At 58.2% G+C, this 22,832-nt stretch carries 19 protein-coding genes and 1 tRNA gene; 8 read left to right on the top strand and 12 right to left on the bottom strand.

The window, feature by feature from the left end:
• Positions 1-8 precede the first annotated feature (8 nt).
• A complete protein-coding gene (locus J7447_RS09185) occupies positions 9-488 on the top strand; it encodes a L,D-transpeptidase (RefSeq protein ID WP_286133815.1) in 480 nt (159 codons plus the stop codon).
• A 51-nt stretch (positions 489-539) separates the two neighbouring features.
• Here J7447_RS09185 and J7447_RS09180 read toward each other — a convergent pair whose 3' ends face one another.
• The 3 genes from J7447_RS09180 to J7447_RS09170 form a co-directional block, all read right to left on the bottom strand.
• Positions 540-1,379, bottom strand: coding sequence for a hypothetical protein (locus tag J7447_RS09180; RefSeq protein ID WP_209169446.1), 840 nt, complete (start codon positions 1,377-1,379; stop codon positions 540-542).
• A 396-nt stretch (positions 1,380-1,775) separates the two neighbouring features.
• Positions 1,776-2,990 carry a VWA domain-containing protein gene (locus J7447_RS09175; protein ID WP_209169445.1) on the bottom strand — a complete coding sequence of 405 codons (1,215 nt, stop codon included), beginning with the start codon at positions 2,988-2,990 and terminating at the stop codon, positions 1,776-1,778.
• Between the two features lie 50 nt (positions 2,991-3,040).
• The gene (locus tag J7447_RS09170) at positions 3,041-3,973 is read right to left on the bottom strand and encodes a MoxR family ATPase (RefSeq protein ID WP_023001036.1); all 933 of its coding nucleotides are present in this window, start codon (positions 3,971-3,973) and stop codon (positions 3,041-3,043) included.
• A 163-nt stretch (positions 3,974-4,136) separates the two neighbouring features.
• Here J7447_RS09170 and J7447_RS09165 point away from each other — a divergent pair, with 163 nt between their 5' ends.
• Both J7447_RS09165 and J7447_RS09160 read left to right on the top strand, forming a co-directional pair.
• On the top strand, positions 4,137-4,484 hold the full coding sequence (locus J7447_RS09165; protein ID WP_353653764.1) for a cytochrome c: 348 nt from the start codon (positions 4,137-4,139) through the stop codon (positions 4,482-4,484).
• A 147-nt stretch (positions 4,485-4,631) separates the two neighbouring features.
• Entirely contained in the window at positions 4,632-4,904 is a 273-nt protein-coding gene (locus J7447_RS09160) for a Usg family protein (protein ID WP_031269297.1), read from the top strand.
• Between the two features lie 18 nt (positions 4,905-4,922).
• Here J7447_RS09160 and J7447_RS09155 read toward each other — a convergent pair whose 3' ends face one another.
• Positions 4,923-5,732 carry a methyltransferase gene (locus tag J7447_RS09155; RefSeq protein WP_209169444.1) on the bottom strand — a complete coding sequence of 270 codons (810 nt, stop codon included), beginning with the start codon at positions 5,730-5,732 and terminating at the stop codon, positions 4,923-4,925.
• Between the two features lies 1 nt (position 5,733).
• The gene (locus tag J7447_RS09150; RefSeq protein WP_075282434.1) at positions 5,734-5,970 is read right to left on the bottom strand and encodes a DUF2007 domain-containing protein; all 237 of its coding nucleotides are present in this window, start codon (positions 5,968-5,970) and stop codon (positions 5,734-5,736) included.
• 255 nt (positions 5,971-6,225) lie between these two features.
• Between J7447_RS09150 and J7447_RS09145 the strand changes: the two genes are divergently transcribed.
• Positions 6,226-7,161: a polyprenyl synthetase family protein gene (locus J7447_RS09145; protein ID WP_205838387.1), complete on the top strand. Its 936-nt coding sequence runs from the start codon at positions 6,226-6,228 to the stop codon at positions 7,159-7,161.
• 97 nt (positions 7,162-7,258) lie between these two features.
• Here the strand turns inward: J7447_RS09145 and J7447_RS09140 are convergent, their stop codons facing one another.
• Both J7447_RS09140 and J7447_RS09135 read right to left on the bottom strand, forming a co-directional pair.
• Positions 7,259-8,140 (bottom strand): 4-(cytidine 5'-diphospho)-2-C-methyl-D-erythritol kinase, encoded by an 882-nt coding sequence (locus J7447_RS09140; RefSeq protein ID WP_209169443.1) that lies wholly within the window; start codon positions 8,138-8,140, stop codon positions 7,259-7,261.
• A 12-nt stretch (positions 8,141-8,152) separates the two neighbouring features.
• Positions 8,153-9,940, bottom strand: a complete 1,788-nt coding sequence (locus J7447_RS09135; protein ID WP_077292633.1) for a tetratricopeptide repeat protein — start codon at positions 9,938-9,940, stop codon at positions 8,153-8,155.
• Positions 9,941-10,266: 326 nt separating this feature from the next.
• On the opposite strand from J7447_RS09135, the gene ppdK reads away from it, so the two are divergent.
• Both ppdK and J7447_RS09125 read left to right on the top strand, forming a co-directional pair.
• Positions 10,267-12,939, top strand: coding sequence for a pyruvate, phosphate dikinase (ppdK, locus tag J7447_RS09130; protein ID WP_209169442.1), 2,673 nt, complete (start codon positions 10,267-10,269; stop codon positions 12,937-12,939).
• A gap of 41 nt (positions 12,940-12,980) precedes the next feature.
• Positions 12,981-13,937, top strand: coding sequence for a methylmalonyl Co-A mutase-associated GTPase MeaB (locus J7447_RS09125; protein ID WP_209169441.1), 957 nt, complete (start codon positions 12,981-12,983; stop codon positions 13,935-13,937).
• Between the two features lie 76 nt (positions 13,938-14,013).
• On the opposite strand, the gene J7447_RS09120 is transcribed toward J7447_RS09125, so the two are convergent.
• From J7447_RS09120 to map, 3 genes are all read right to left on the bottom strand, one after another.
• Positions 14,014-16,293, bottom strand: coding sequence for a bifunctional diguanylate cyclase/phosphodiesterase (locus J7447_RS09120; protein ID WP_209169440.1), 2,280 nt, complete (start codon positions 16,291-16,293; stop codon positions 14,014-14,016).
• Between the two features lie 172 nt (positions 16,294-16,465).
• On the bottom strand, positions 16,466-17,179 hold the full coding sequence (gene radC, locus J7447_RS09115) for a DNA repair protein RadC (RefSeq protein ID WP_209169439.1): 714 nt from the start codon (positions 17,177-17,179) through the stop codon (positions 16,466-16,468).
• Between the two features lie 66 nt (positions 17,180-17,245).
• A complete protein-coding gene (map, locus tag J7447_RS09110; RefSeq protein WP_023001049.1) occupies positions 17,246-18,076 on the bottom strand; it encodes a type I methionyl aminopeptidase in 831 nt (276 codons plus the stop codon).
• Between the two features lie 226 nt (positions 18,077-18,302).
• Between map and J7447_RS09105 the strand changes: the two genes are divergently transcribed.
• Both J7447_RS09105 and J7447_RS09100 read left to right on the top strand, forming a co-directional pair.
• A tRNA-Leu gene (locus tag J7447_RS09105) sits at positions 18,303-18,373 on the top strand.
• 113 nt (positions 18,374-18,486) lie between these two features.
• Entirely contained in the window at positions 18,487-19,611 is a 1,125-nt protein-coding gene (locus tag J7447_RS09100) for a site-specific integrase (protein WP_209169438.1), read from the top strand.
• Positions 19,612-20,033: 422 nt separating this feature from the next.
• Here the strand turns inward: J7447_RS09100 and J7447_RS09095 are convergent, their stop codons facing one another.
• Positions 20,034-20,984, bottom strand: a complete 951-nt coding sequence (locus tag J7447_RS09095; protein ID WP_209169437.1) for a M48 family metalloprotease — start codon at positions 20,982-20,984, stop codon at positions 20,034-20,036.
• Positions 20,981-22,615 carry a type IV secretory system conjugative DNA transfer family protein gene (locus tag J7447_RS09090; protein ID WP_209169436.1) on the bottom strand — a complete coding sequence of 545 codons (1,635 nt, stop codon included), beginning with the start codon at positions 22,613-22,615 and terminating at the stop codon, positions 20,981-20,983. The genes J7447_RS09095 and J7447_RS09090 overlap by 4 nt, the downstream gene beginning before the upstream one ends.
• Positions 22,616-22,832 lie beyond the last annotated feature (217 nt).

Raw genomic sequence — 22,832 nt, 5'->3', positions numbered from 1 at the left:
CTTTGATGATGCTTGTTGCAATCAGTGTTCCGCCAAAGTCTGCCGATGCCGCCGAAGTGGTGGGCTTCTCGGATGCCCGCTTTCGCGCCGGAACTATCGTGATAAAGAATTCCGAAAAGCGGCTTTATCTTGTGCTCGGCGCCAACAGGGCGATCCGCTACAAGGTTGCAGTCGGCAAACGGCAAAAATCCTGGACCGGACAGGCATTCATAACGGCTAAATACGTGAAGCCCGACTGGGCTCCGTCGGACGAAGTCCGTCGAGACTTTCCGCATTTGCCGACGGTCATTCGCGGTGGCGCGCCCAACAACCCGATGGGCGTTGCCGCCATGACGCTGTCCAACGGAAACTACGCCATTCACGGCACCAACCGGCCGGGCTCCATCGGGCGCGCGGTTTCGTATGGCTGCATCCGGATGGCCAATCACGACATCGAGGACCTGTTTCAAAGGGTAACGGTTCGCACGCCTGTGGTGGCATTGCCGTGAGCGAGCCAGGTGCATTCACTGGCTAGCCGGTAACTGGCAAGGAGATCAGTCTTACCTGTCTCGCTTGCCATTGCGTCCGGATGACGGTGCCGACCAGGCATTTTCCGGGGGGTTCTTCCGGTCCAGATAGGTTCCCAGCATCAGGACGACGCCCAGCAACAGGCAGCTTGTTCCCGCGAAGAACAGCTCGAACGGGGCCTGCTCGGAGGGGGAAATCTGCATTTTATGAAGCACGACCGTGCCGATGATCATGGGTAGCAGATAAAGAGCAAGCGCCGTGAACTGACGGTAGAAATTTGACCTGCCCGGTTGCATCACGCTCTGGAAAGGAGCCTGATTGCGCATCTGGACCAGGAGGTCTACCGACACCAGCCACATGCCGAATTGCGTGATCATCGACAGTTCGTTCCCCCACAGAAAGAACGCATAGACTGTTTCCGCAAAGCCGAAGGACAATACGGCCAGGCAGACAGACACCAGGAGCAGCCTGACGACAGTATGCCGTTCCTGGGATAGCTCGAAACTGAAGCAGCAAAACAGGAAGAGAGCCGTTTCAATCGAGAACCGGCCGTACATATTGATCGATTCCAGTGAATGGGACAGCCAGCTGTCGGCAAATAGAGTGATCTGATCCGGAAACAGGGCCTCGGCAATACGAAGGCCCGAGAGCAGGATCATCAGGCAGCACAAGGTACCCCTGAGCCAGACCGAGCGCGCCCATTGCAGGCGAAAGAAGATAGCTCCGGCCAGAATGAGAAAACCAAGTGCCGTGATTGGATGAGTAGACGGCTTTGGGCCGGAAAAGGGATCGCCGGAAGAAAGATAGACGTTGTGTCCGAGACCAAACAGGATGACGAGCAGAAGCGAACAGCCAATCACTTGATGGTACACTGTTTTGTCGAGATCCTGATTATTGTTCCTGGTCATAACGCGGCAGCAAATTCAAGAAGTAACGTCTGTTTCACACCACAAAAGTGTAGCGCAGTTTAATCGCGTTTTCGAGGTCAAGTTCATGCGGCAGCGCACACCCTGCCGCAGAGGCAGCATGTCGCATTTAGTTTCATGAAATTGAATATATGGTGGGTCCGAGGCCTGCAAACGACCTCTCAAATGACCCTGTCAACTTCTAGTGCCCCAACACGAAGCTGGCAGGGTCTCTTTGTTCATGCCGTCATTTTGAAGCAGAAAATCACCTGCTTCCAGCCTGCATGAAACCAGGCCAGTCAGGCGCCGTCTTCCAGACTTTTGAGTGTCAATTGGACACGTCTGCGCAATAGGCTACCAACGTTACGGTTTCAACCAACGCTTCGGATTGGCACTGCTGTCGCGACCGCCTGAACCCGACAACGCAGAGACAAGATCGGCAACCGCGTCGAGTGAATGAACCGCTCGGAATTCGTCCACATTCGGCAGCATGGCGCGGATACCCTTTGCCTTTGCTTCGAAGCCTTCGAAGCGCAGCAGGGGATTAAGCCAGATTAGTCGACGGCAAGAGCGGTGCAGCCGGTCCATTTCCCGCTCAAGATCCTCGTCCGTATCGCGCTCCAAACCGTCGGTGATCAGCAGTACGGTCGGCTGTCCCGACAGGACGCGGCGAGACCAATGCCGGTTGAAATCATGCAGTGCAGAGGCGATGCGGGTGCCACCCGACCAGTCCTCGACACCTGACGAGCAAGCTTCCAGGGCCTCGTCCGGATCCTTCATGCGCAATTGTCTCGTGACGTTCGTCAAACGGGTGCCAAACAGGAATGTGTGTACATCCCGCCGTTCCACGGTCAAACCGTGCAGGAAATGCAGCAGAAGCCTGGAGTACTGGCTCATGCTTCCGGAGATATCGCAAAGGGCGATAAGCGGTGGCCGTTTTTCCGCCGGTTTGCGGAACTTCAGGTCAATTATGTCACCACCGGCCCGCATGGAGGCGCGCAAGGTTCGGCGTGGATCGACTTTTCCTCTGGACGCCGGCTTGAGGCGACGAAGCCTGATCTTGTCCAAAGGCATTGTCATGGCCCTGAGCGCCAGCTTGGCTTCGGTAATTTCCTCCGACGTCATCTGCGCGAAGTCCTTGGTCTGCAGCAATTCCTTGCCGGAGACGGTGAACTTTGCATCGATTTCGATCTGGGGAACGGTTTCCTCTGCGATCCGCTCTTGCGCTGCCTGAAACGCCTGCGAGACCCGTGTCTGGCCGGCCTTCGGTTTTTCAGGCTCACCTCTGGGCGGGGCGACCGGCGACAGGATCGCCAGCATCTTCTCGATCAATCCACGGCTTTGCCAGTAGATCCGGAAAGCCTCGTCGAACAGCACCTTCTGTTCACGTTTGCGCACGAAGACCGCATGCAGTGTCCAGTAGAGGTCCTCACGGCTTTCGATGCCGGAGACTTCCACGGCCGCAACCGCATCCACCACGGAGGCGGGGCCGACGGGAACGCCCGCCTTGCGCAGCGTTCGCGCGAAATAGACGATGTTGTCCGTGATCCGCGATCGCAACTCAGGAGAGGGTGTCATTGCAGCCTCCCGAATGAGTGCGATGGGCCCGTTGTGGTCTTGTCACCTGTTCAAACCGCCGGCATGGATTGCTGGTGCGGAGCGTCCTTGCGGATGTCGTCGATCATCTGGCGCACTTTGGAGCCGCGGACCCGTTCGATGTCGTCCTGGTATTTCAACAGAACGCCAAGCGTGTCGGATGCCATGTCCGGATCGAGCGCCATTTCGTTGAGTTCGGAAAGAGCTGTCGCCCAGTCCAGCGTTTCGGCGACACCGGGTTGCTTGAAAAGATCCTCGTCGGCGCGCAGCTTCTGCACGAAGGCAACCACTTCGCTTGCAAGGCGCTGGGCGGCACCGGGAACCTTGCGGCGGACAATCTCCAGCTCGCGCTCGGCATCGGGGTAGTCGACCCAGTGGTAGAGACAGCGGCGCTTCAGGGCATCGTGAATTTCACGCGTGCGGTTGGTCGTGATGATGACGATGGGCGGCTCGGCTGCCTTCACGGTGCCGAGCTCGGGAATTGTCACCTGGTTATCGGCCAGAACTTCCAGAAGAAAGGCTTCGAACGCTTCGTCCGCCCGGTCGAGTTCGTCGATCAGGAACACCGGCGCGCCTGCCAGCGAAGGTTCGAGCGCCTGCAGCACGGGGCGCTTGATCAGGAAGCGTTCGTCGAAAATCGATTTGGAAAGCTCGGAGTGGTCAGTGTCGCCGGCTGCTTCCGCGACACGGATTTCGACCATCTGAGCGGGGTAGTTCCACTCATAGACCGCGGAGGCGACGTCGAGACCTTCATAGCATTGCAGGCGGATCAGGTCTCTTCCAAGTGTCGACGACAGGACCTTGGCAATTTCCGTCTTGCCGACACCGGCTTCGCCTTCCAGAAACAGGGGGCGTTTCATCTTCAGGGCCAGATGCAGAACGGTGGCAAGCGACCGGTCGGCCACGTAGCCCGCCTGATCCATCAGGGCGAGAGTGTCGTCAATGGAAGCCGGCAGCTGGTTCATGTTTCCTCCGGTGAACGGGTGGTGATCCCGGTTATATAGAGATACTGGCGTCGAGAACATTGGTGTTGAAGGCACATTTTTCGTGGCCACCGTGTTCCCCCTAATGGGTTTCTGTTTCCGAACCTTCTATAAAAGCGAAACTGATTCAAGGGAGGGAAGTAGAGTGTTGCGCAGCAAACCGTTTTTTGGTGTCGCCGTCATCCTGTTTGCAGCATCGTCTGCCCTGGCTTCTGACGGAGCTTATCCGACGGATCCGGTGAGCGTTGCGACCGGCCGGGAGCTGGCGGAAATCCATTGTGCTACCTGCCATGCAGTCGGCCGTGACGACCAGAGTGCACAGGCCGGTGCGCCTGCCTTTCGTGATCTTTCCAGTCGGTATCCGCTGGAAAGCCTGGAAGAACCATTGGCGGAAGGCATCGTGACGGCACATGACAACATGCCGGAATTCGCGCTGGAGCCGGATGACATCGACGCCTTTCTGGGGTATCTGACCACCATCCAAGTGAAATGATGCTTTTTGCAGCCCGTGGCTCCTGTTGTTAGCAGTGCCTGTCGAGTGCTGCTAAATTGCTGTTTTTAAACAGTAAATATCCAAAAGTCGGGTTTGGTTAACCAGATTTCCGTGACAATCTTTCTTTGCACAGAAGAAAGGATTGGCATGAAAACCAGCTCTGACTTTGAAAAACGCCTTCTCGGCTATGGACTGATGACGGCGGAAATCCTCTACCGTCTGCCTGATCATCCGAAGTTGCTGCAGAGTTTCCTGTGGCAAACGGAAGACCTGGCGCCGAAATTTCCCGAACTGACCAGGTTTCTCGTGTTCTGGGAACGGGAGATAGAAGGTCGCATCCATTCCGTTCGCGTCGCGCATCAGACTCTGATCTCGCCCGTTGATTTCCGCTACGCGGACGGAGAAATCGTGGTGCACTGAGATAGGCGGGACAGGAACTCAGCGCGCGCTGAGGCCAAGTCCTTCGCCATTACGCATGACGGCTTTTGACTGAGGGGTGAATTCGGATCCGTCCCCCTCATGCAATACGAACCCCGGCATCAGCCGCAAGGGGGCCTTGCTGGCGCGAATGGCGCGCAGCAGAACACGTGTCGCTGCCGCTTCCTGCCTTGGACGAAGCGGAATGACTTCAATTGCGCCGAACCGGCCCTTGAGAACGCTCAACAGTTCCTGCAGACCGTCTGCCCGAAAGATGACGGTCAGGCTGCCGCCTTCCTTGACAATATCCGTTGCGGTTTTCGCCCATGGCTCCAGTCCCCGGTCATCGAGCATATGCGCGCCGGCACGAGCACTGTTGGGCGATGCCCGGAAGCGGTCCGCCTCATAGTAGGGCGGGTTCATGATGGCATGGTCCGCCATTGCGGGGGTAAGACCGGCTGCGTGGCGCGCACTTCCCTTGGCCGTAATATCAGCCTCCAGAAGGGAGACACGGCTGGAAAATGCGCCATTGGCGGGGTCTTCAAGGCCGCGACGGGCGAGGGCGAGCACGGTCTCGTCTATATCAACCAGCGTTACCCGAATGTCCGGCAAGCGCGCCGCGGCGCAAAACCCAGCGGTGCCGACACCCGCGCCAAGGTCGATGACATGTCCCCGGGTACCATCCGGCAGGGCCGCCGCCAGATAGACCGCGTCGAGGCCTGCCCTGTGCCGGCCACGCTTGGGTTGATGCACATAGACCTTGCCGCCCAGAAAAGCGTCATGGGTCGTTTCCTGAGATGTGCATTCGGTGCTGTCCGTCGGCGAAGTCATGTCAGGCCTGGCCGCTTTCCGGACGCAGTTCATGTTCCAGACCGGCGTCTCGCACCAGCTTGCGCGCCATCTGGATCTGGTCTGAATCGACAAGTATGCGGCGCGGGATCATGGCCAGCGAACCTTCCAGAATGCTCATATTGCCGTCTGCGACAAAATGTTTGATGCCGGCATCTTCAAGAATCGATTCCAGAAAGGAAATCAGGACGGGATCGTTTGTTCTGACTAGTTCTTCCATTAGATTCCCGGCGTTAGCGGTCCATGTCCTGCGGTCGAACAGAAAACCTCATCCGACCCGTTTACAGCAAAACCAGCTGATTGCGGCATTTCAACAGTTTGTCAATGGATTGGCGGCTTGCCCCGAAGGCGTTCGCAACATATTGTCCGCACAAATATTCAGGGAGTGCCATTAGTGGCCGTTGTTGCAACTTATACAGACGATCAGCCGCGCCGTCCGAGCATTCAGTCGCTCGTTGATCTGGTGTCCGGCGGCATGGGCGAGGTCAACGATCTGATCCTGTCGAAGGCAGGATCGAATGTTGAATTGATCCCGGAAATCGCCAAGCACCTGATTTCCTCAGGCGGCAAGCGGCTCCGGCCGATGCTGACGCTGGCCTGTGCCGAGATGTTCGGCTACCAGGGCGATGGTCATGTCACGCTGGCGGCCAGCGTGGAGTTCATGCATACCGCCACGCTGTTGCATGACGATGTCGTGGACGAAAGCGACATGCGTCGGGGCAAGCTTGCAGCGCGCAAGCTCTGGGGAAACCAGGCAAGTGTTCTTGTCGGCGACTATCTGCTCGGACAGGCCTTCAAGATGATGGTCGATGTCGGTTCGCTGGAAGCGCTGCGCATCCTCTCCACGGCATCCGCAGTCATTGCCGAAGGCGAAGTGCTGCAGCTTGGCGCTGCAAAGAACATCGCCACGACCGAAGCAGACTATCTGCGGGTGATCGAGGCCAAGACCGCCGCTCTGTTTGCCGCTGCCGCCGAAGTCGGCCCCGTGATTGCCGGGCAGTCAGTGGAAATGAAGCGGGCCGCGCGGACCTACGGCATGGAACTCGGCTATGCGTTCCAGCTAGTTGACGACGCGCTCGACTATGGTGGCTCTTCCGCAGATCTCGGCAAGGATGTCGGCGATGATTTCCGCGAAGGCAAGATCACACTGCCGGTGGTGTTGGCAGTTGCCCGTGGCACTGATGCAGACCGCGACTTCTGGCGACGTTGCCTGGAAGGCGAAGAAATCCAGGATGGTGATCTGGAACAGGCCATCGAGCTTTTGAAGAAATACGACGCCTTGTCTGAAACGGTCGAGCGGGCGAAGGACTACGGCAATAAGGCTCTTGCTGCCCTGGACACTTTGCCGTCCGGTGCGCATAGCGATGCGCTGGGTGATGCTGTTGCCTTCTGCATCTCGCGTGTGAGCTAACGCTTACAAGTATTTGTTTTTCTGACGAAATTGAAAAGCCGACATTTAAGAAATGGCGGCTTTTTCTTTGTTTTTTAAAAGCCAACTCTGCGTTTTGTCAGGAGAGCGGCCCGGAGGCGATCCACCAGTCGGGATGGCTGCTGCGCAATGCACGTTCGACGTCCATGGCGGCATTCAACTCACACAGGCCGAAGCAGGTCGCACCGGAGCCGGACATTCTTGCAAGGTCGACGCGGGTATCGGCTTCCAGCTCGGAAAGAACCTGACCGATTTCAGGACACAGACCTTTCGCCGGGTCCTGCAGATCGTTTCGGCAGCTTGCCAGATAGGCGACCAGCGAGGCCAGCGTTTCAAACTTTTCCGGCATGAGATCCATGGGAGCGTTGTCCCGCTGTTCCATGGACTTGAAGACTTCCGGAGTGGATACGCCAACCCTCGGGTTTACAAGCACGATACCGCAAGGCGGAAGGTCCGGACCGGCACTCAGGTCGCCGCCGATGCCGCGCATGATCTGGGGTTCTGGAAACAGGCAAACCGGTACATCCGCCCCAAGCGTCAGCGCCAGTGCGTGCAGATCTTCCTCGGCAAGATAGGTGCCAGTGAAGTCCTCCAGAAGGCGCAAGGTGGTAGCGGCATCGCTGGAGCCGCCGCCGATGCCGGAAGCCACAGGCAGGCGTTTGGTCAGTGTCAGGCGAACCTGCGGAACATCAATACCGGCCTTTTCGGCGAAGCTGCGCACGGCCTTCAGGATAAGGTTCTCTTCGACCGGGCCCGTCAGGTCTCGCGCAAACGGGCCTTCGACTTGCAGGTCGAGCTCACCGGCAGCTTCTATCGCCAGTCTGTCGCCGATCTGGGGGAAGACCACGAGCGAATCCAGCAGATGATAGCCGTCCGGCTGCCGACCTGTAATATGCAGTGCCAGATTCACCTTGGCCCGGGCCAGCTCCACCCGGGGGGAAGACTTTGAGGCGAGGGCCATGGGTGTGTCCGGTTAGCCGCCGTTTTTGCCGGTCTCGGCTTTGGCGGCATCCGTTCCCGGAACCTCCTTCAGGCCTTCGGCAATCTTTTCCAGAATTTTCGGCAATTCCTCTGCGTCCGGTCCCAGGTCGCGGGCGTGGTTCCACTGGAACCTTGCCTCGTTGCGACGACCAACCATCCAGTAGGCATCGCCCAGGTGATCGTTGATGACCGGATCCGCCGGGCGAAGCTCGATAGCCCGCTCCAGTTCCTTTACCGCTTCCTCGTAGCGACCAAGACGGAAATAAACCCAGCCAAGGCTGTCGACGATGTATCCGTCTGTTGGCCGCAGTTCGACGGCTTTCTTGATCATGCCCAGGGCTTCATCCAGCTTCAGACCCTGGTCGACCAGGGAATAGCCGAGATAGTTGAGCACGAGTGGCTGATCCTCGTTGAGTTCAAGCGCCTTGCGGAAGTCGGCTTCGGCAAGTTCCCATTTCCCCAGTCTTTCCCGGGCGATACCGCGGAAATAAAGCATCAGCCAATGCTGACTTTGCAGTTCGGAAATGGTGTCGATGCCCTTGGTGTAGGTTGCCTCGGCGTCCTCGTAGATTTCGTGTGCACGCAGGATGTTGCCAAGTGCGATCACGGCTTCAAGATCTGAGGGATCCTGTTTGATCAGCTCTTCCAGATGGCTGCGGGCTTCATCCACCATCTCCAAGGCATTGTAGTTCATGCCAACCTGGATTTCGGCTTCGCGCTTCAGCACGCTGTCATCGGGCACCATCATCAGGGCTTCGATGGCCCGTTCCGGCTGCTCCATCCGCTCAAAGACACTGCCGAGAGCAATGGCTGCAAATTCGGCCTTCGGATCGAGGTAGAGCGCAAGCTGCAGATAGGAGGTGGAAAGCTCTTCACCGCCATCGCGGCCGATTACGGCACCAAGTCCATAGAGGATTTCCGCCATGCCGGCTGCCGGATCAGTAACAAGCGGCGGAATGATCTCACCGCTGCTGATAGCCTCGCGGGTCTGGTCAAGCTTGGGGTGACCGCGGAATTGCGCATCGTATTGATCGAGCGCATCAAGTGCTTCCTTCTGGCGCCCGTTGGCGGCCAGAAGGCGGGTGTAGGCGTCCACGACGCGCAAGGCACCCTGGTCGATGGCATAGGCGCTCTCGGCGGCTTCCAGTGCTTCCTGGTTACGCCCGGCGGCAAACAGAAGATGTGCCTTGTGGGTGGACTTGAACACTTCGAACCAGTCCGGTCCCTCAAGTCCGTCAATCATCGCGACGGCTTCGTCGATCTTGCCGCTGCCATAAAGCGTCCAGGCGCGGGAAATGCCGATGGAAAGCTGCGCGAGCGGACCGTTGCGGCCCCGCTCAAGTTCTTCGTTGGCTTTTTCATAGCGGCCGTCCAGCATCTCCTGCGCACCGAGCGTCAGCTGCGCGAGGAAGTTCTGCAGACCGGCGCTTTCCAGCTCCTTGGAGTAGACAACGGCCTGTTCGACATCGCCATTGGCCAACTTCAGGAGGAAAGTGCGTTCGAGCAACATCGTATTGCTCGGGTCGGCGGCCAGGGTTTCTTCGTAAAACGCCGCTGCCTGGGCGTAGTCCTTCTGGAAACCGGCGAGGCGGCCGGAAAGGTAGCTGCCGGACAGCGTGAACGGCAGATCGGACGGTGTGCCAAGAGTTTCCGGTTCGGTGCTCGTTTCGGCAAGTGCGGTAGCGGGAAGAAGGGCGAGCACGCTGACCAGCGCAAGCAGTTTCCGGCGGAGAGGACTGCGATCCCTGGTCGAAACGGCACCGGTCGGATTTGTCATCATTGTTCGCACTTCTGTCCCTGAATCTGGTGGGTTTACTGCTTATTACCTTTGACAATGGCGTCTTTAAGGCTGACCGGCAAGGCGCCCGGGATAACTTTCTGCGGGTTTAAATCCTTTTGATTTTGCTCAACGTCGGAAATGCTAAGACTTACGACCAATCATAACCGGTTTCGCTGAAAAAGGGCTTGAAGACAAGCAGTTGCCGTAGCAGGAATGTGCGGTGCAAAAAGATCTGGTGCCGGTGCGGCCCGATTGCTGCCGGAATGATAATGCGAGTTGGCTGCGCGCGAGACGCCGCAGACCGAACTAGGCGAGGAGAGTATCAGATGACCAAGTGGGTCTACAGTTTCGGCAATGGTGCTGCAGAAGGTGCAGCGAATATGCGTAATCTTCTCGGTGGGAAGGGCGCAAACCTGGCCGAAATGAGCAGCCTGGGTCTGCCCGTGCCACCGGGCTTCACCATCACCACGGAAGTCTGCACCTGGTACTACGAGCATGACAAATCCTATCCGGACGCTTTGACGGCACAGGTTGCCGAAGCGCTGGACAAGGTCGGCGAGGCGACCAACCGCAAGTTTGGTGACCCGGAACGGCCGCTGCTGGTTTCCGTCCGCTCCGGCGCCCGTGTTTCCATGCCCGGCATGATGGATACCGTCCTGAACCTCGGCCTTAACGACCAGACAGTCGAAGCGATCGCACAAGAGGCGGGAGACAGGCGTTTCGCCTACGACAGCTACCGCCGCTTCATCCAGATGTATTCCGACGTGGTGCTGGGCCTCGACCACCATGAATTTGAAGAAATTCTGGAAGAGTACAAGGAACGCAACGAACTGACGCTCGATACCGAAATCGATGCGGATGCCTGGCTGGGCATCATCGAGAAGTTCAAGGCGCTGGTGGAAGAAGAACTGGAAAAGCCGTTCCCGCAGGATCCGCAGGAGCAGCTCTGGGGCGCGATTGGCGCGGTCTTCAGTTCCTGGATGGTGCCACGTGCCGTCACATATCGCCGCCTGCACGATCTGCCGTCCTCCTGGGGAACTGCCGTCAACGTTCAGGCCATGGTGTTCGGCAACATGGGCGAGAGCTCTGCGACCGGCGTCGCCTTTACCCGGAACCCTTCCACTGGTGAAAACGCCCTTTATGGCGAGTTCCTGGTCAATGCACAGGGCGAGGACGTGGTTGCCGGCATCCGGACACCGCAGGATATCACCGAGAAGGCCCGCATCGGGGCCGGGTCTTCCAGCCCGTCGCTGGAAGCGCTGATGCCGGAGGCATTTGCCGAATTCCAGACCTATTGTGCCAAGCTGGAAGCCCATTACAGGGACATGCAGGACCTGGAGTTCACGATTGAAAAGGGCAAGCTTTGGATGCTGCAGACCCGGTCGGGCAAGCGCACCGCCAAGGCGGCGCTGAAGATCGCGGTCGACATGGTTGCCGAAGGGCTATTGGGTGAGGAAGAGGCCATTGGCCGCGTGGAGCCTGCTGCGCTCGACCAGCTCCTGCACCCGACAATTGATCCGAAAGCAAAGCGCGATGTGATCACGACCGGCCTGCCGGCCTCTCCCGGCGCTGCATCCGGTGCCATCGTCTTTTCCTCCGACGAGGCGGAAAAAGCCAAGGCGGAAGGGCGCAAGGTCATTCTTGTTCGCGTGGAAACCAGCCCGGAAGACATCCATGGCATGCATGCGGCCGAGGGTATTCTGACCAGCCGGGGCGGCATGACAAGCCACGCGGCCGTGGTGGCGCGTGGCATGGGCAAGCCTTGTGTCGCCGGAGCTGGGATGCTGCGGATCGACTATCGCAACGGTGTGATCAATGCTGCCGGACGGCAGTTGAAGGAAGGTGACATCATCACCATCGATGGAGCCACCGGACAGGTTCTGGTTGGTGAGGTCGAGATGCTGCAGCCGACGCTCTCCGGCGATTTCGGTACACTAATGGGCTGGGCCGACAAGGTGCGCCGCATGCGCGTGCGCACCAACGCGGAAACGCCGCAAGACGCCAAGGTTGCACGGGAGTTCGGCGCTGAAGGTATTGGCCTTTGCCGCACCGAGCACATGTTCTTCGAAGGCGAGCGTATCATTGCCGTGCGCGAGATGATTCTGGCCGAGACCGAAGCCGGACGCCGGACAGCACTTGCAAAACTCTTACCGATGCAGCGGCAGGACTTTACCGATCTCTTCGAAATCATGCACGGCCTGCCGGTAACGATCCGTCTGCTGGATCCGCCACTGCACGAATTCCTGCCGAAATCGGAAGAGGAACTGGCGGACGTCGCAAAAGCCATGGGTGCCGATCCGGAGTTGCTTCGCGACAGGGCGCTGGCACTGGAAGAATTCAACCCGATGCTCGGCCATCGCGGCTGCCGTCTGCTGGTTTCCTATCCGGAAATCGCCGAAATGCAGGCCCGGGCCATCTTCGAGGCGGCTGTCGAGGCTGCCAAGGTAACCGGCGCACCGGTGGTTCCGGAAATCATGGTTCCGCTGGTCGGCCTCAAGGGAGAACTCGACCTCGTACGCCAGAGCATCGAGGCCATGGCAAAAGCCGTGATGAGCGAAACCGGAGCGGAACTGACATACCAGATCGGCACCATGGTGGAACTGCCGCGCGCCGCCCTGAAAGCGGCGGAAATCGCACAGTCTGCCGAGTTCTTCTCCTTCGGTACCAACGATCTTACGCAGACCACCTTCGGTATCTCGCGCGATGATGCGGCTTCCTTCCTGGGGACGTATCAGACGCGCGGCCTGCTGGAGCAGGATCCGTTCGTCTCTCTCGATCAGGAAGGCGTGGGTGAGCTTATCAAGATCGGCGTTGAACGCGGCCGGTCGACCCGTCCCGACATCAAGCTTGGCATTTGCGGGGAGCATGGCGGTGATCCGGCCTCGATCTCCTTCTGCGAAGGCGTCGGTCTGGACTATGTCTCCTGCTCACCGTTCCGTGTGCCGATTGCCCGCCTGGCGGCAGCTCAGGCGGCCTTGAAGTTCAAGTCCGGAAGCTGAATGGGGCGGAAAACTCCGGTCGAGGCCAAGGGGAGCGCGGTGTGAGCGATGCTTACCCCCAGCTGGACACCTTGCGCGCGGGTGGCAAGAGGCAGCTCGCGCGGGTTCTCAGCCGGCTGGAAAGCCATGCGGAGGACGCCGAAACCGCGGCTTTTCTGGATTCGGCCGCTGGTGAAGCCACCGCGAAAGTGTTGGGCCTCACCGGTCCGCCCGGCGTCGGCAAATCAAGTCTGACCGACGCGCTCATCAAGGCGTGCCGGACGGCGGGGCAGACTGTGGCTGTACTTGCGATTGATCCGTCTTCCGCGGTGACCGGTGGTGCCCTTCTGGGTGACCGAACCCGCCTGAAAACCGATCCATCCGACGATGGCGTCTTCGTCCGCTCCATGGCGGCGCGAGATCGCCTTGGGGGCCTCTCCGATCATGCGGTTGCGGCAATCGCCGTTCTCCGGTGCGTGTGTGACTGCGTGATCGTTGAAACCGTTGGTATCGGACAATCGGAAGGTGACCTGAAGCAGGCTGTCGACACGGTTGTTCTGTGTATCCAGCCCGGATCGGGTGACAGTCTGCAGTTCATGAAGGCCGGCATCATGGAGTTGCCGGATATCGTGGCTGTCACCAAGGCAGATATGGGTGTGCTTGCCCGTCGGGCTGCCTCGGATGTCGCGGGCGCCTTGTCGTTGAGCGATACCGATAGCACTACAGGGTGGAAGGTGCCTGTGTGCGAAGTCTCCGCGCAAACCCTCAGCGGTGTTGATGATCTGGTTGACCACTGGACGCGCCACCATGCGCACATCGCGTCCGGTGAAGCCTTGCAACGCCAGCGCAAAGCGCAGCATGTTGCCTGGTTCAAGGATATGGTGCGTGCGGAATTCGGTCACGCTGGCCTGAAGCTGGCTGACGGGGCAGGGCAGAACTGGCTGACATTGGCCGAGACAGCGCCCTTTGCGAGCTTTCACTCGTTTGCCGCCCGGCTCCGTCCGGCGCTGGGTCTTTGAGCCCGGTAGCGTTTCCAGGTCGTTCCTGAACAAATCGAAGGGCTTACGGGCAGGCATTTGCCCGTACGAAGTGTCGTCAAGCTTCCGCCGCGCGTACCTGGTAGCTCAGGTCTGTGCCGAAACCGGGAGTGCCGACGCGGTGAAATTCGTCCAGGAACGCCGTCAGGGCGGTGTCCGTCAGCGGCCGGGAAATGTAGTAGCCCTGCATTCGGTTGCAGTCGTGTGCCTGCAAAAAACGGATCTGTTCCAGCGTCTCGATGCCTTCGGCAACAATGGTCATGCCGAGCGCTTTGCCGAGCTGGATGATCGATACCAGGATGGCCTCGGCTTCGGCGTTGCCGTTCATGTCGGAAACGAAATCCCGGTCGATCTTGAGCGTGTCGAAAGGGAAGCGGCGCAGGTAGCTGAGGCTGGAATAACCTGAACCGAAATCATCGAGCGCAACCTTCACGCCCAGGTTCTTCAGCCTGCGCAGGGCCTTCAGCACCGAATCGTTGCGGCCCGCGAAAACACTTTCGGTGACTTCAATTTCCAGGCGCTGTGGCGGCAGGTTGTTGGCGGCAAGGATCGCCATCACCTTTTCGACGAACCGCGGATGCTTGAACTGGTTTGGCGAAACGTTGACCGAAACAGTTATGCCGGGCCATTCGTGCGCCTTGGCGCAGGCCTTGTTGAGCACCCAGATGCCCAGTTCGTTGATCAGGCCGGTTTCCTCGGCCACCGGAATGAACTGCGCCGGGGAAATGACGGTGCCGTCTTCCTTAGTCCAGCGGGCCAGCGCTTCGACGCTGACGATCCGCTTGGCCGATGTGTCGGACTGCGGTTGGTAGGCAAGTGTCAATTCGTCGTTCTTGAGTGCCAGCCGAAGTTCGCGGGACAGCCTGTCCTTGGACTGGACGTGATGTTCCATGTTCGGTTCGAAGAAGGAACGGCGGTTCCGGCCGTTTGCCTTGGCATCATAAAGCGCGATATCGGCCTTGCGCAGCAACTCGTCCGGATCGGTGCCGTCGCGCGGGGCAATGGCAGCGCCCATCGAGAGGCTCGCGTGAAGTTCACGGCGCCCGATCATGATCGGACGGCCGATTTCGTCCTGCACCTGGTCGAGGATGTATTCCAGCCAGACATCGTCTTCGCAGTTCTTGATGACCATCGCGAATTCGTCGCCGCTGATGCGCGCAACGATCCCGGTTTCGGGAATGACGCGCTGCAGTCTTTGGGCGACCGCAGTGATCACCTTGTCACCGGCGGAATGGCCAAGCGTATCGTTGATGTCCTTGAAATGGTCGAGGTCGATGTAGACGACGGCCGTATTCGTTCCCTTGGCAACGCTTTCGTCCAGCGTGTCCGTCAAAAGTGCATGGAACCGCGCGCGGTTCGGCAGGCCGGACAGGGCGTCATGACGCGAGGAGTGGACTGCCTTGGCTTCGCTGCGTGCAAGACGTTTGGTCATCTGGCGCGTGAAGATGGTCACGGCGATGACCACGGCGGCAATCATGAACGCCGCCAAGGCCAGGAACGGATTGATCCGGCGTATCATCTGGCTGCCGGGCTCGGTTGTCTGCCAGGCGATCAGGCCGACATCCTGTCCAAGCGGGGACTTCAGCTGAAACCTGCCGACGCCATCGCGCTGGGTCTGGTTGTTGGCGAGAACAAACCCGTCAAGGCGTGACATTTCCGAGATTTCCGTCAGCTTTTCACCCCGCAAGGGTACCAGACTTACCAGCACTGACGGCGGGAAACGGACCCGGGAGATCGACTGGATCTGCGGCATGATGGCGGCGGCACTGAAGAGATACGGTTCGCCCGCCAGGGAGACGAGGCCGGTTTCGGCAATCGACCGGCGCGCGTCGCTGCTTTGCGGAATGAAACTGTAGAGCCCGGATGGTGTGCGGCGGAAGGAAATGATGTAGCGGGCGCGCACCTTGGCAACGGCGGGCTTCAGTTCCTGAAGCAACTCCTGCGTCATCCACTTGTTGGTGTGGTTCTGCGCGTAGACATATTGCACGCCGTAATCGCGGTTGATCAGGATCGACTTGGAAAAACCGTGGTTCTGGAACAGCCAGTGCATCAGGTTGTTGTAGATCCAGCCTTCGTCCGGGTTGATCTGATTGACCCGGTGATAGGCTTCGTCCCAGATCACGACGCCGTTCTGCTGCTTGACCATGTAATTCTGGGTCAGCTGCAAAGCGCCGGAAATGAGCTTGTTCTGGGATTCGACAGCGGTTTCGTCCGACAGGCGGGCAGACCAGTGCAACAGGCCGAAAATACCGACAACGGATATCATGACGATCACGACCATCGGAATAATGATCGCGTTTGCTATCTGTCCGCCGGAGTTTTTAGACGAATTGTACATATACGAGCCCGATTTCTTTGGCCCGAGTATTGTCGATCTGGGTTAAGGAATGCCGCAAATTCTAAGTAAATTAAGGGTAAAGTCTCGAAACTCCCGATCCGGTTTTGCAAACAGTCTTAAAGAGCTTAGCTGTACGGGCCCCAAGACTTGGCCTGTCGGTTGCTCGAACAGCTCAAATCAGCTGTAAGCTGCGGAAGCTGACGTTTGTACGCAGACCAACGATGATATGGTCATGCACCTCGATCCCGAGTGGGCCGGCAATATCGACGATTTTCTTGGTCATCTGTATGTCGGCGCGTGATGGGGTCGGATCGCCCGACGGGTGGTTGTGGACAAGGATCAGGGCCGTTGCCGAAAGCTCCAGGGCACGCCGGATCACTTCGCGCGGATAGACCGGGGTGTGATCGACCGTGCCCGTCTGCTGAACCTCATCTGCGATAAGCGCATTTTTCTTGTCGAGAAACAGGATCCTGAACTGCTCTACCGGGGCCAGCCCCATGGAAACCTGCAGGTAGTCCATGACCTTCTGCCAGCTGTCGAGCACTTGCCGTTTTTCCAGCCCGGCCTTGTGAAAGCGGATGACCGATGCATGCACCGCCTGAAGCGCATCTATGCTGATGTCGGACAACCCCGGGATTTCCTTGAGCCGTTCCCGGGGGGCGGCAAGGGCTGCCGGAAAGGAACCGAAGCGCTGAAGCAGTGCTTTGGCGATCGGCTTTGTATCCTGGCGGGGCAGGGCGGAAAATAACAGGAATTCCAGGAGTTCATAATCGGCGAGACCTTGCTCGCCGGTTTTACGAAATCGTTCCCGCAGCCGCTGGCGGTGTCCCTTGTGGTCGCTGCCGGTTGTGGCCGGTGCTTCACTGGCGGTCGTCGTCTCTTTCATGAGCTCCTGCGTCAGCCGCTGTCAGATGACGGTGCATCGCCGGTAAACGGACCTCAGGCCGGACAATCAGTCCGTCTGCAGGCCCGGCTTGTGGATGCCTTTGGGGGACGTGGTGAAGATCTGGCAGCCTTCAGGCGTGATGCCAATGGAATGTTCGAACTGGGCGGACAGGGATCTGTCTCGCGTGACGGCTGTCCAGCCGTCGCTGAGAACCTTCACGTGAGGGCGGCCCAGATTGACCATCGGTTCGATGGTGAAGATCATGCCCGGCTTCAGTTCAACACCTTCGCCAGGACGCCCGTAATGCAGGATGTTGGGGGTGTCGTGGAACAGAAGACCAAGACCGTGCCCGCAGAAATCGCGCACGACCGAACAGCGTTCAGCCTCGACGAAGGTCTGGATGGCAGCACCGATGTCCCCGGTGGTGTTGCCCGGTTTGGCAGCCTCGATACCGCGCATCAGCGATTCATAGGTCACATCGATCAGGCGCTCGGCAGCGCGCTTCAACTGGCCGACCGGATACATGCGGCTGGAATCACCGTGCCATCCGTCCAGAATGAAGGTCACGTCGATGTTGACGATGTCGCCCTCGCGCAGGGCCTTGTCGTTGGGAATGCCGTGACAGACGACATGGTTGATCGACGTACAGGAGGACTTGGTGTAACCGCGATAGTTCAGCGTCGCCGGAATGGCGTTGTGATCCATGCCGTACTGGTAGACGAAGTCGTCGATTTCCTGGGTGGTCGTGCCCGGTTTGACGATGTCGGCCAGCTCGTCCAGACAGGCTGCGGTCAGCTGTCCGGCGCGCATCATGCCTTCAAAATCTTCAGGGCCGTACAAACGTACCTGACCCGTGTTTTTCAAAGGGGCTTCCGAAGCGTCTATATAGCTGACCATGGGGTTTACCGTGTCTCACAATTATCCGGTGCCATTCTAAGCCCACAAGGCCCTGTTCGGCACCAATTATCCGTTACCTGTTCTCATACCGCCCAAAGCGCCTATTTTCCAGCTTCTGTTCCCGCAAAATCAGGCTGACGTGGAAACTTCCCGCCTGTGCGCTGAAAAGCGGCAGTGCCTTCTTGCGCTTTTCGGGCAGGAGAGCTAGGGGAAGGGAAAAGCGGGCGTGGTGGAATTGGTAGACACAAGGGACTTAAAATCCTTCCAGTATCGGTTCGACTCCGATCATGGGCACCATAAATTCAATCACTTAGTCTCTTTTTCGTAATCATTTTCATCCGCTTCTGACTTACACATCTGTTACACAGTCTGGTAGAATAAAAGCCGGAAAGTGAGGGTGAGAGTCAAAGATGGAAAAGCACACCATTTTGGGCGGCAAAGTCAGCATCTACCGGCGGGAAAACAGCCGGAAGTGGCAGTGCTCCACCTACCTCATGGGCAAGAACCGGCGCATCAGCACAGGAGAGGAAAGTCTCTCCCTGGCGAAGGAGATTGCCGAGGATTGGTTCTTTCGGCTGAAGGCCAAGGAAAAAGGCGGCACGCTGAAGGACGAGCGGACCTTCAAGGAAGCGGCAAAGCGCTACCTTGAAGAATATGACGTTGTGACCGGCGGTGCCCGGAACCGGGTTTATGTGGCGGGGAACGAACGCCGTTTGCGGCTTTACCTGCTGCCGTTCTTTGGCGAACTGGGGTTGTCGGAAGTGACTGCGGGCAAGGTGCAGGAATACCGCGTCATGCGGCACAATACGTCACCTGAGGGCAAACCGCCCGCCAAGAACACGATGCATCAGGAGATCGTAACTCTTCGACAGGTGCTCAAGACGGCCATACGGCACGGCTGGCTCACCCATCTGCCGGATCTGTCGATGCCCTATCGGTCCGCCGAGAAAATATCTCACCGGGCTTGGTTCTCGCCGGAAGAGTATAAACAGCTATACACCGCCACCCGGAAACGTGCCGAACGGCATCAGGGTGGGCGGTATCAGTGGCATGCTGAACAGCTGCGCGACTATGTTCTCTTTCTGGCCAATACTGGCCTCAGACCGGATGAAGCCAAACGGCTTCAGGTCCGGGATGTCGAAATCGTCCACGACGAGGAAACCGACGAAACAATCCTCCTCATTCAGGTGCGGGGTAAGCGTGGCGTCGGGTATTGCAAAAGCACGCCCAACGCCGTTTTTCCGTTCGAGCGGTTGCTCAAACGCAATCTGCCGAAGCCGGATGATCCCGTGTTTCCCGGCAACCACGTGATCATGTTCAACGATATTTTGGACGAGGAAAATCTCAAGTTCGACCGGGAAGGGAACCGGCGGACGGCTTACAGCCTTCGCCACACCTATATCTGCCTGCGTCTGATGGAGGGGGCGGACATCTACCAGATCGCCAAAAACTGCCGCACCAGCGTCGAGATGATTGAGAAATACTACGCCTCACACATTGCCACGAGCATCAGCGCGGCGGCTGTCAACGTGTAGCGGAAAGCAAAATCGAAGAAGCAGATCATCGAACACGCAAAGCGGAATGCCCACAGGACATCGCAAACTGAAGCCAATTGATCGAAAACAGATTGTTGGTGCGGACGGCGGGACTCGAACCCGCACAGCCTAGGGCCGAGGGATTTTCTTACCAGCTACGGCTTTCACCGCCGCCTTCCGGCGTTTGTGGTCTGGACTATACCTTCACCGTAGCAGATGCCGTAGGTGCTGCCCGTCTAGTCTCTACACCTTCCTCTTGTGAGGCTTGGCTCGGGATTGCCATCTGACAGGGTTCCCCGAATTTGAGCAGTTCTACATCCGGCGTTTCCGCCGGTGCACTCAATTTTGACTTAAGTCCCTTGTGTCTACCGATTCCACCACGTCCGCGTGATGCTTCCTGCTAGCAGAGCGTTTGTTTAATCTCAACTCGAAATTGGCTGCGGACTGGGGACGGAAGTTTCCTGATCCGGTTGTTGAACGGAAGTCGAAACCGGAAGTGCGCGCAGTGTATTGATGCGGTCGTCCAGGGACGGGTGTGTTGAAAACAAGGTGTTGTCGCCGAGCGCCGCCATCATCACAAAGGCTTGGTTGTGGGGCTGCGGTTCGAGTTTTGCGCCCTTCAGTGTTTCAAGCACCGAGATCATAGCCTCTGACGATGTCAAATGAGCCGAGATGGCGTCAGCTGTGAATTCTCGTGCTCGCGAAAACCTCAGAAGCTCCAGCTCTGACAACGGCGTGAAAACCCAACGTGCGAATTTCTTGAGCCCGCGGAAAATCAGAAAAAACGTAAGAGATTCACGAACACCAAGCGCATAGGTCATCCTCTCCATATCGTTGCTGGCTATGTGACCCAGTTCGTGGGCAATAACGGCATCCAATTGCTCCTGAGAGAGGTTTTCGATTGCGCCTTTGCTGACGGCCACAAGCGCATAGCGATTGCTTGTCCCCATCGCAAACGCGTTTATGTCGTCTGAGCCAAACCAGCCGACGTATCGGACAGGCGGCAGATCAAGCTGTTGCGCCATCCGTTGTGTAGCTTGGTTGATGGGATGACTCTTAGAGAAGAACGTAACGCCCATTTGTGTCGCAGCAGATCCGGTGTCTCTGGAAGATGACGCAGCGAACCACATTCCCCCGAATAGCGCCCATAGGGGAGCGCCAAACACGATGTAAGTCGTGCCGACCCCATAGATCGCGAACAGGAGTGGACCGGCTATCAGCAGGGCCAGAGGTCCCCCCGCAGCGAGTGAAGCCGTGGCGACGAACGACGATAGAAAAAGTCCCCAGACAGCACCGAGTGTAGCGCCTGCCATAAGAAGGAATATCGTTAAGCCGACTGAGTGGCGAGGAATGCGGTAGGCGGTATCGGTCATGATTGCTCCTTCGGCGAAGTGTTCAGAAACCAGGGAGTAAGATCGGTCTGAAGTGGGTGCCTTAAGTCCCGCAGGAAATGGATGGCCTTTCGCCCCGTTGCCGTGCCTCGCAGCAGGCCGATGACTTCATCCGGCGTTAGGAGCCTCCGGGCGGTCAGGTGAAGATTTTCGGAAATGGAATAGCCGGTGGAAGGAGACGCGCCTCCTGTCGTCGTGCCCGAAACATTCGGAACGTCGTAGGCGATCGTCCGGTCGCTCAAATAGCTGGAAATCAGATCCGCAGTGTAGGGATCATCAGTCCCGAAAAACGTCTTGGCCTCGACCTGCAAGAAGGATTTCCACGTCGTCGGGTATTTCTGTTCCAGCGTCGGAAGGTCTTGCAGAAAGAACCACAGCCGTACACCGGCGCTGGCATGGGTCCTGAGAGCCGAAACAAAGCGTTCATCCGGCGCAAGTGACAAAAACTCATCAAGGACGAACAGGACCGGTATGTCCGGTTTCTTCGATGTGAGAACCATCGCGTCAAGCGCAGCGGCGAACACCATCCGCACGAACGTGGAAAAGAGAGTGATCTTCGAAAACGGCAGGACAAGATAGACCGTGGCCGTCTGGTCTTTGAGCCTGCCAAAATCAAATCCGGAACGGCTGGTCGCCTTGCGAAGCCCGGGCGTATCCCAGATCCGTAGATGGGTGTTCAGGCTGTCCAGGACACGAGGTTGCCCCGTATCGCGTGACTTTGTCTGAAAGTTCCGGGCGGCATTGCGGATCGACGGTGGCATGATGTCGTTGCTCATCGCCTTAAGCAGGCCATGAAACTGCCCGTCCAATGTGGACACCGCATCACGCAGAGTGCCCATATTGCGATGGCTGTCCGGTGCAAATCGCGCCGAGAACTCAACCGCCGCCGCGAGAAAACCCACCGCTTCGTTTTCGAAGAACTGCTGCTTGTCGTCGTGGGTGCGAGGATAGAGGATCTCGGCAATTTCAAGCGCGGATTGATTGTCTGTCACACTGTCGAGCGGATTGAAGGCGTCGGTCTCCGGGACGCCTTCGACCGCGAATGGGTTCAACACGTAGACAGGACCCATCTGGGATCGCCAGGCAGCGGTGTGCTCGTAAATCTCTCCTTTGGGATCGAGCACCACAGCAGAGCCGCCGTAAGTCCGCAGGTTCGGAATAACCTGCATGGCGCTTTTGCCGGTACGGGTAGGGGCCACGGTCAGCAGGTGGCTTTCGCCGTCCCAGTTGACGCGGTGGCCCTCGAAGTTGCCAAGATTGAGAGTGCGGCGGCTCGATTGTCTGAACAGCCCGGCTTGCTCCACGTCGTCCTGAGTAGCCCAGCGAGCAGACCCGTGGATGGGAGGCGGGTTGCGCCGCATCTCCTCCTGTTTGTCTCTAAGAGCGTAGGCTTGACGGGCTTGCTCCAGAATGGGTTTGGGATCACGTCCAGCGGCAACGGCCTGCGTCGCCGCTTCAATTGTAACGGGATCGTAGCCCTCTTGTTCCAGCTGGCGTTTGAGGTTCCAGCTGGCCAGCCCGCGACCGATTTTCATTCCGAATTTCGCCCCGGTGGTCACGCCTCGCATTTCGTTGCCAAGCATGTCCCCAAGGTCAAACGGGTTCTTCGCCATGAACATCCCCCAGTTAGCTCATGGATTGCATGGCGATTATTCGACAACCTTGAAAAGATTCAACAAATACGTGTAGCTAGTTGTACAGCGCACTTACATGTTGCCCGACCTGTATCTACAGGTTGGTCAACATTGCGGCGTTCAGAGCGCGGCGAGGGCTTAAGGCCGCGCTCCAAACGCCGAAGTGCGGCAAGGGGGAAACCCCCTTGCAACCCCC

It is taken from the genome of Labrenzia sp. R5_0 (genome assembly GCF_017743835.1).
Taxonomy (GTDB): domain Bacteria; phylum Pseudomonadota; class Alphaproteobacteria; order Rhizobiales; family Stappiaceae; genus Roseibium; species Roseibium algicola.
This window is presented reverse-complemented; position numbering and strand designations above follow the sequence as displayed.

What these genes read in the sequence shown, in the direction of transcription:
- J7447_RS09185 (WP_286133815.1), top strand. Translation starts at nt 9, where the DNA reads ATGCTTGTTGCAATCAGTGTTCCGCCAAAGTCTGCCGATGCCGCCGAA.
- J7447_RS09175 (WP_209169445.1), bottom strand. Translation starts at nt 2,990, where the DNA reads ATGACACCCTCTCCTGAGTTGCGATCGCGGATCACGGACAACATCGTC.
- J7447_RS09170 (WP_023001036.1), bottom strand. Translation starts at nt 3,973, where the DNA reads ATGAACCAGCTGCCGGCTTCCATTGACGACACTCTCGCCCTGATGGAT.
- J7447_RS09160 (WP_031269297.1), top strand. Translation starts at nt 4,632, where the DNA reads ATGAAAACCAGCTCTGACTTTGAAAAACGCCTTCTCGGCTATGGACTG.
- J7447_RS09155 (WP_209169444.1), bottom strand. Translation starts at nt 5,732, where the DNA reads ATGACTTCGCCGACGGACAGCACCGAATGCACATCTCAGGAAACGACC.
- J7447_RS09150 (WP_075282434.1), bottom strand. Translation starts at nt 5,970, where the DNA reads ATGGAAGAACTAGTCAGAACAAACGATCCCGTCCTGATTTCCTTTCTG.
- J7447_RS09145 (WP_205838387.1), top strand. Translation starts at nt 6,226, where the DNA reads ATGGGCGAGGTCAACGATCTGATCCTGTCGAAGGCAGGATCGAATGTT.
- J7447_RS09140 (WP_209169443.1), bottom strand. Translation starts at nt 8,140, where the DNA reads ATGGCCCTCGCCTCAAAGTCTTCCCCCCGGGTGGAGCTGGCCCGGGCC.
- J7447_RS09135 (WP_077292633.1), bottom strand. Translation starts at nt 9,940, where the DNA reads ATGATGACAAATCCGACCGGTGCCGTTTCGACCAGGGATCGCAGTCCT.
- ppdK (WP_209169442.1), top strand. Translation starts at nt 10,267, where the DNA reads ATGACCAAGTGGGTCTACAGTTTCGGCAATGGTGCTGCAGAAGGTGCA.
- J7447_RS09120 (WP_209169440.1), bottom strand. Translation starts at nt 16,293, where the DNA reads ATGTACAATTCGTCTAAAAACTCCGGCGGACAGATAGCAAACGCGATC.
- radC (WP_209169439.1), bottom strand. Translation starts at nt 17,179, where the DNA reads ATGAAAGAGACGACGACCGCCAGTGAAGCACCGGCCACAACCGGCAGC.
- map (WP_023001049.1), bottom strand. Translation starts at nt 18,076, where the DNA reads ATGGTCAGCTATATAGACGCTTCGGAAGCCCCTTTGAAAAACACGGGT.
- J7447_RS09100 (WP_209169438.1), top strand. Translation starts at nt 18,487, where the DNA reads ATGGAAAAGCACACCATTTTGGGCGGCAAAGTCAGCATCTACCGGCGG.
- J7447_RS09095 (WP_209169437.1), bottom strand. Translation starts at nt 20,984, where the DNA reads ATGACCGATACCGCCTACCGCATTCCTCGCCACTCAGTCGGCTTAACG.
- J7447_RS09090 (WP_209169436.1), bottom strand. Translation starts at nt 22,615, where the DNA reads ATGGCGAAGAACCCGTTTGACCTTGGGGACATGCTTGGCAACGAAATG.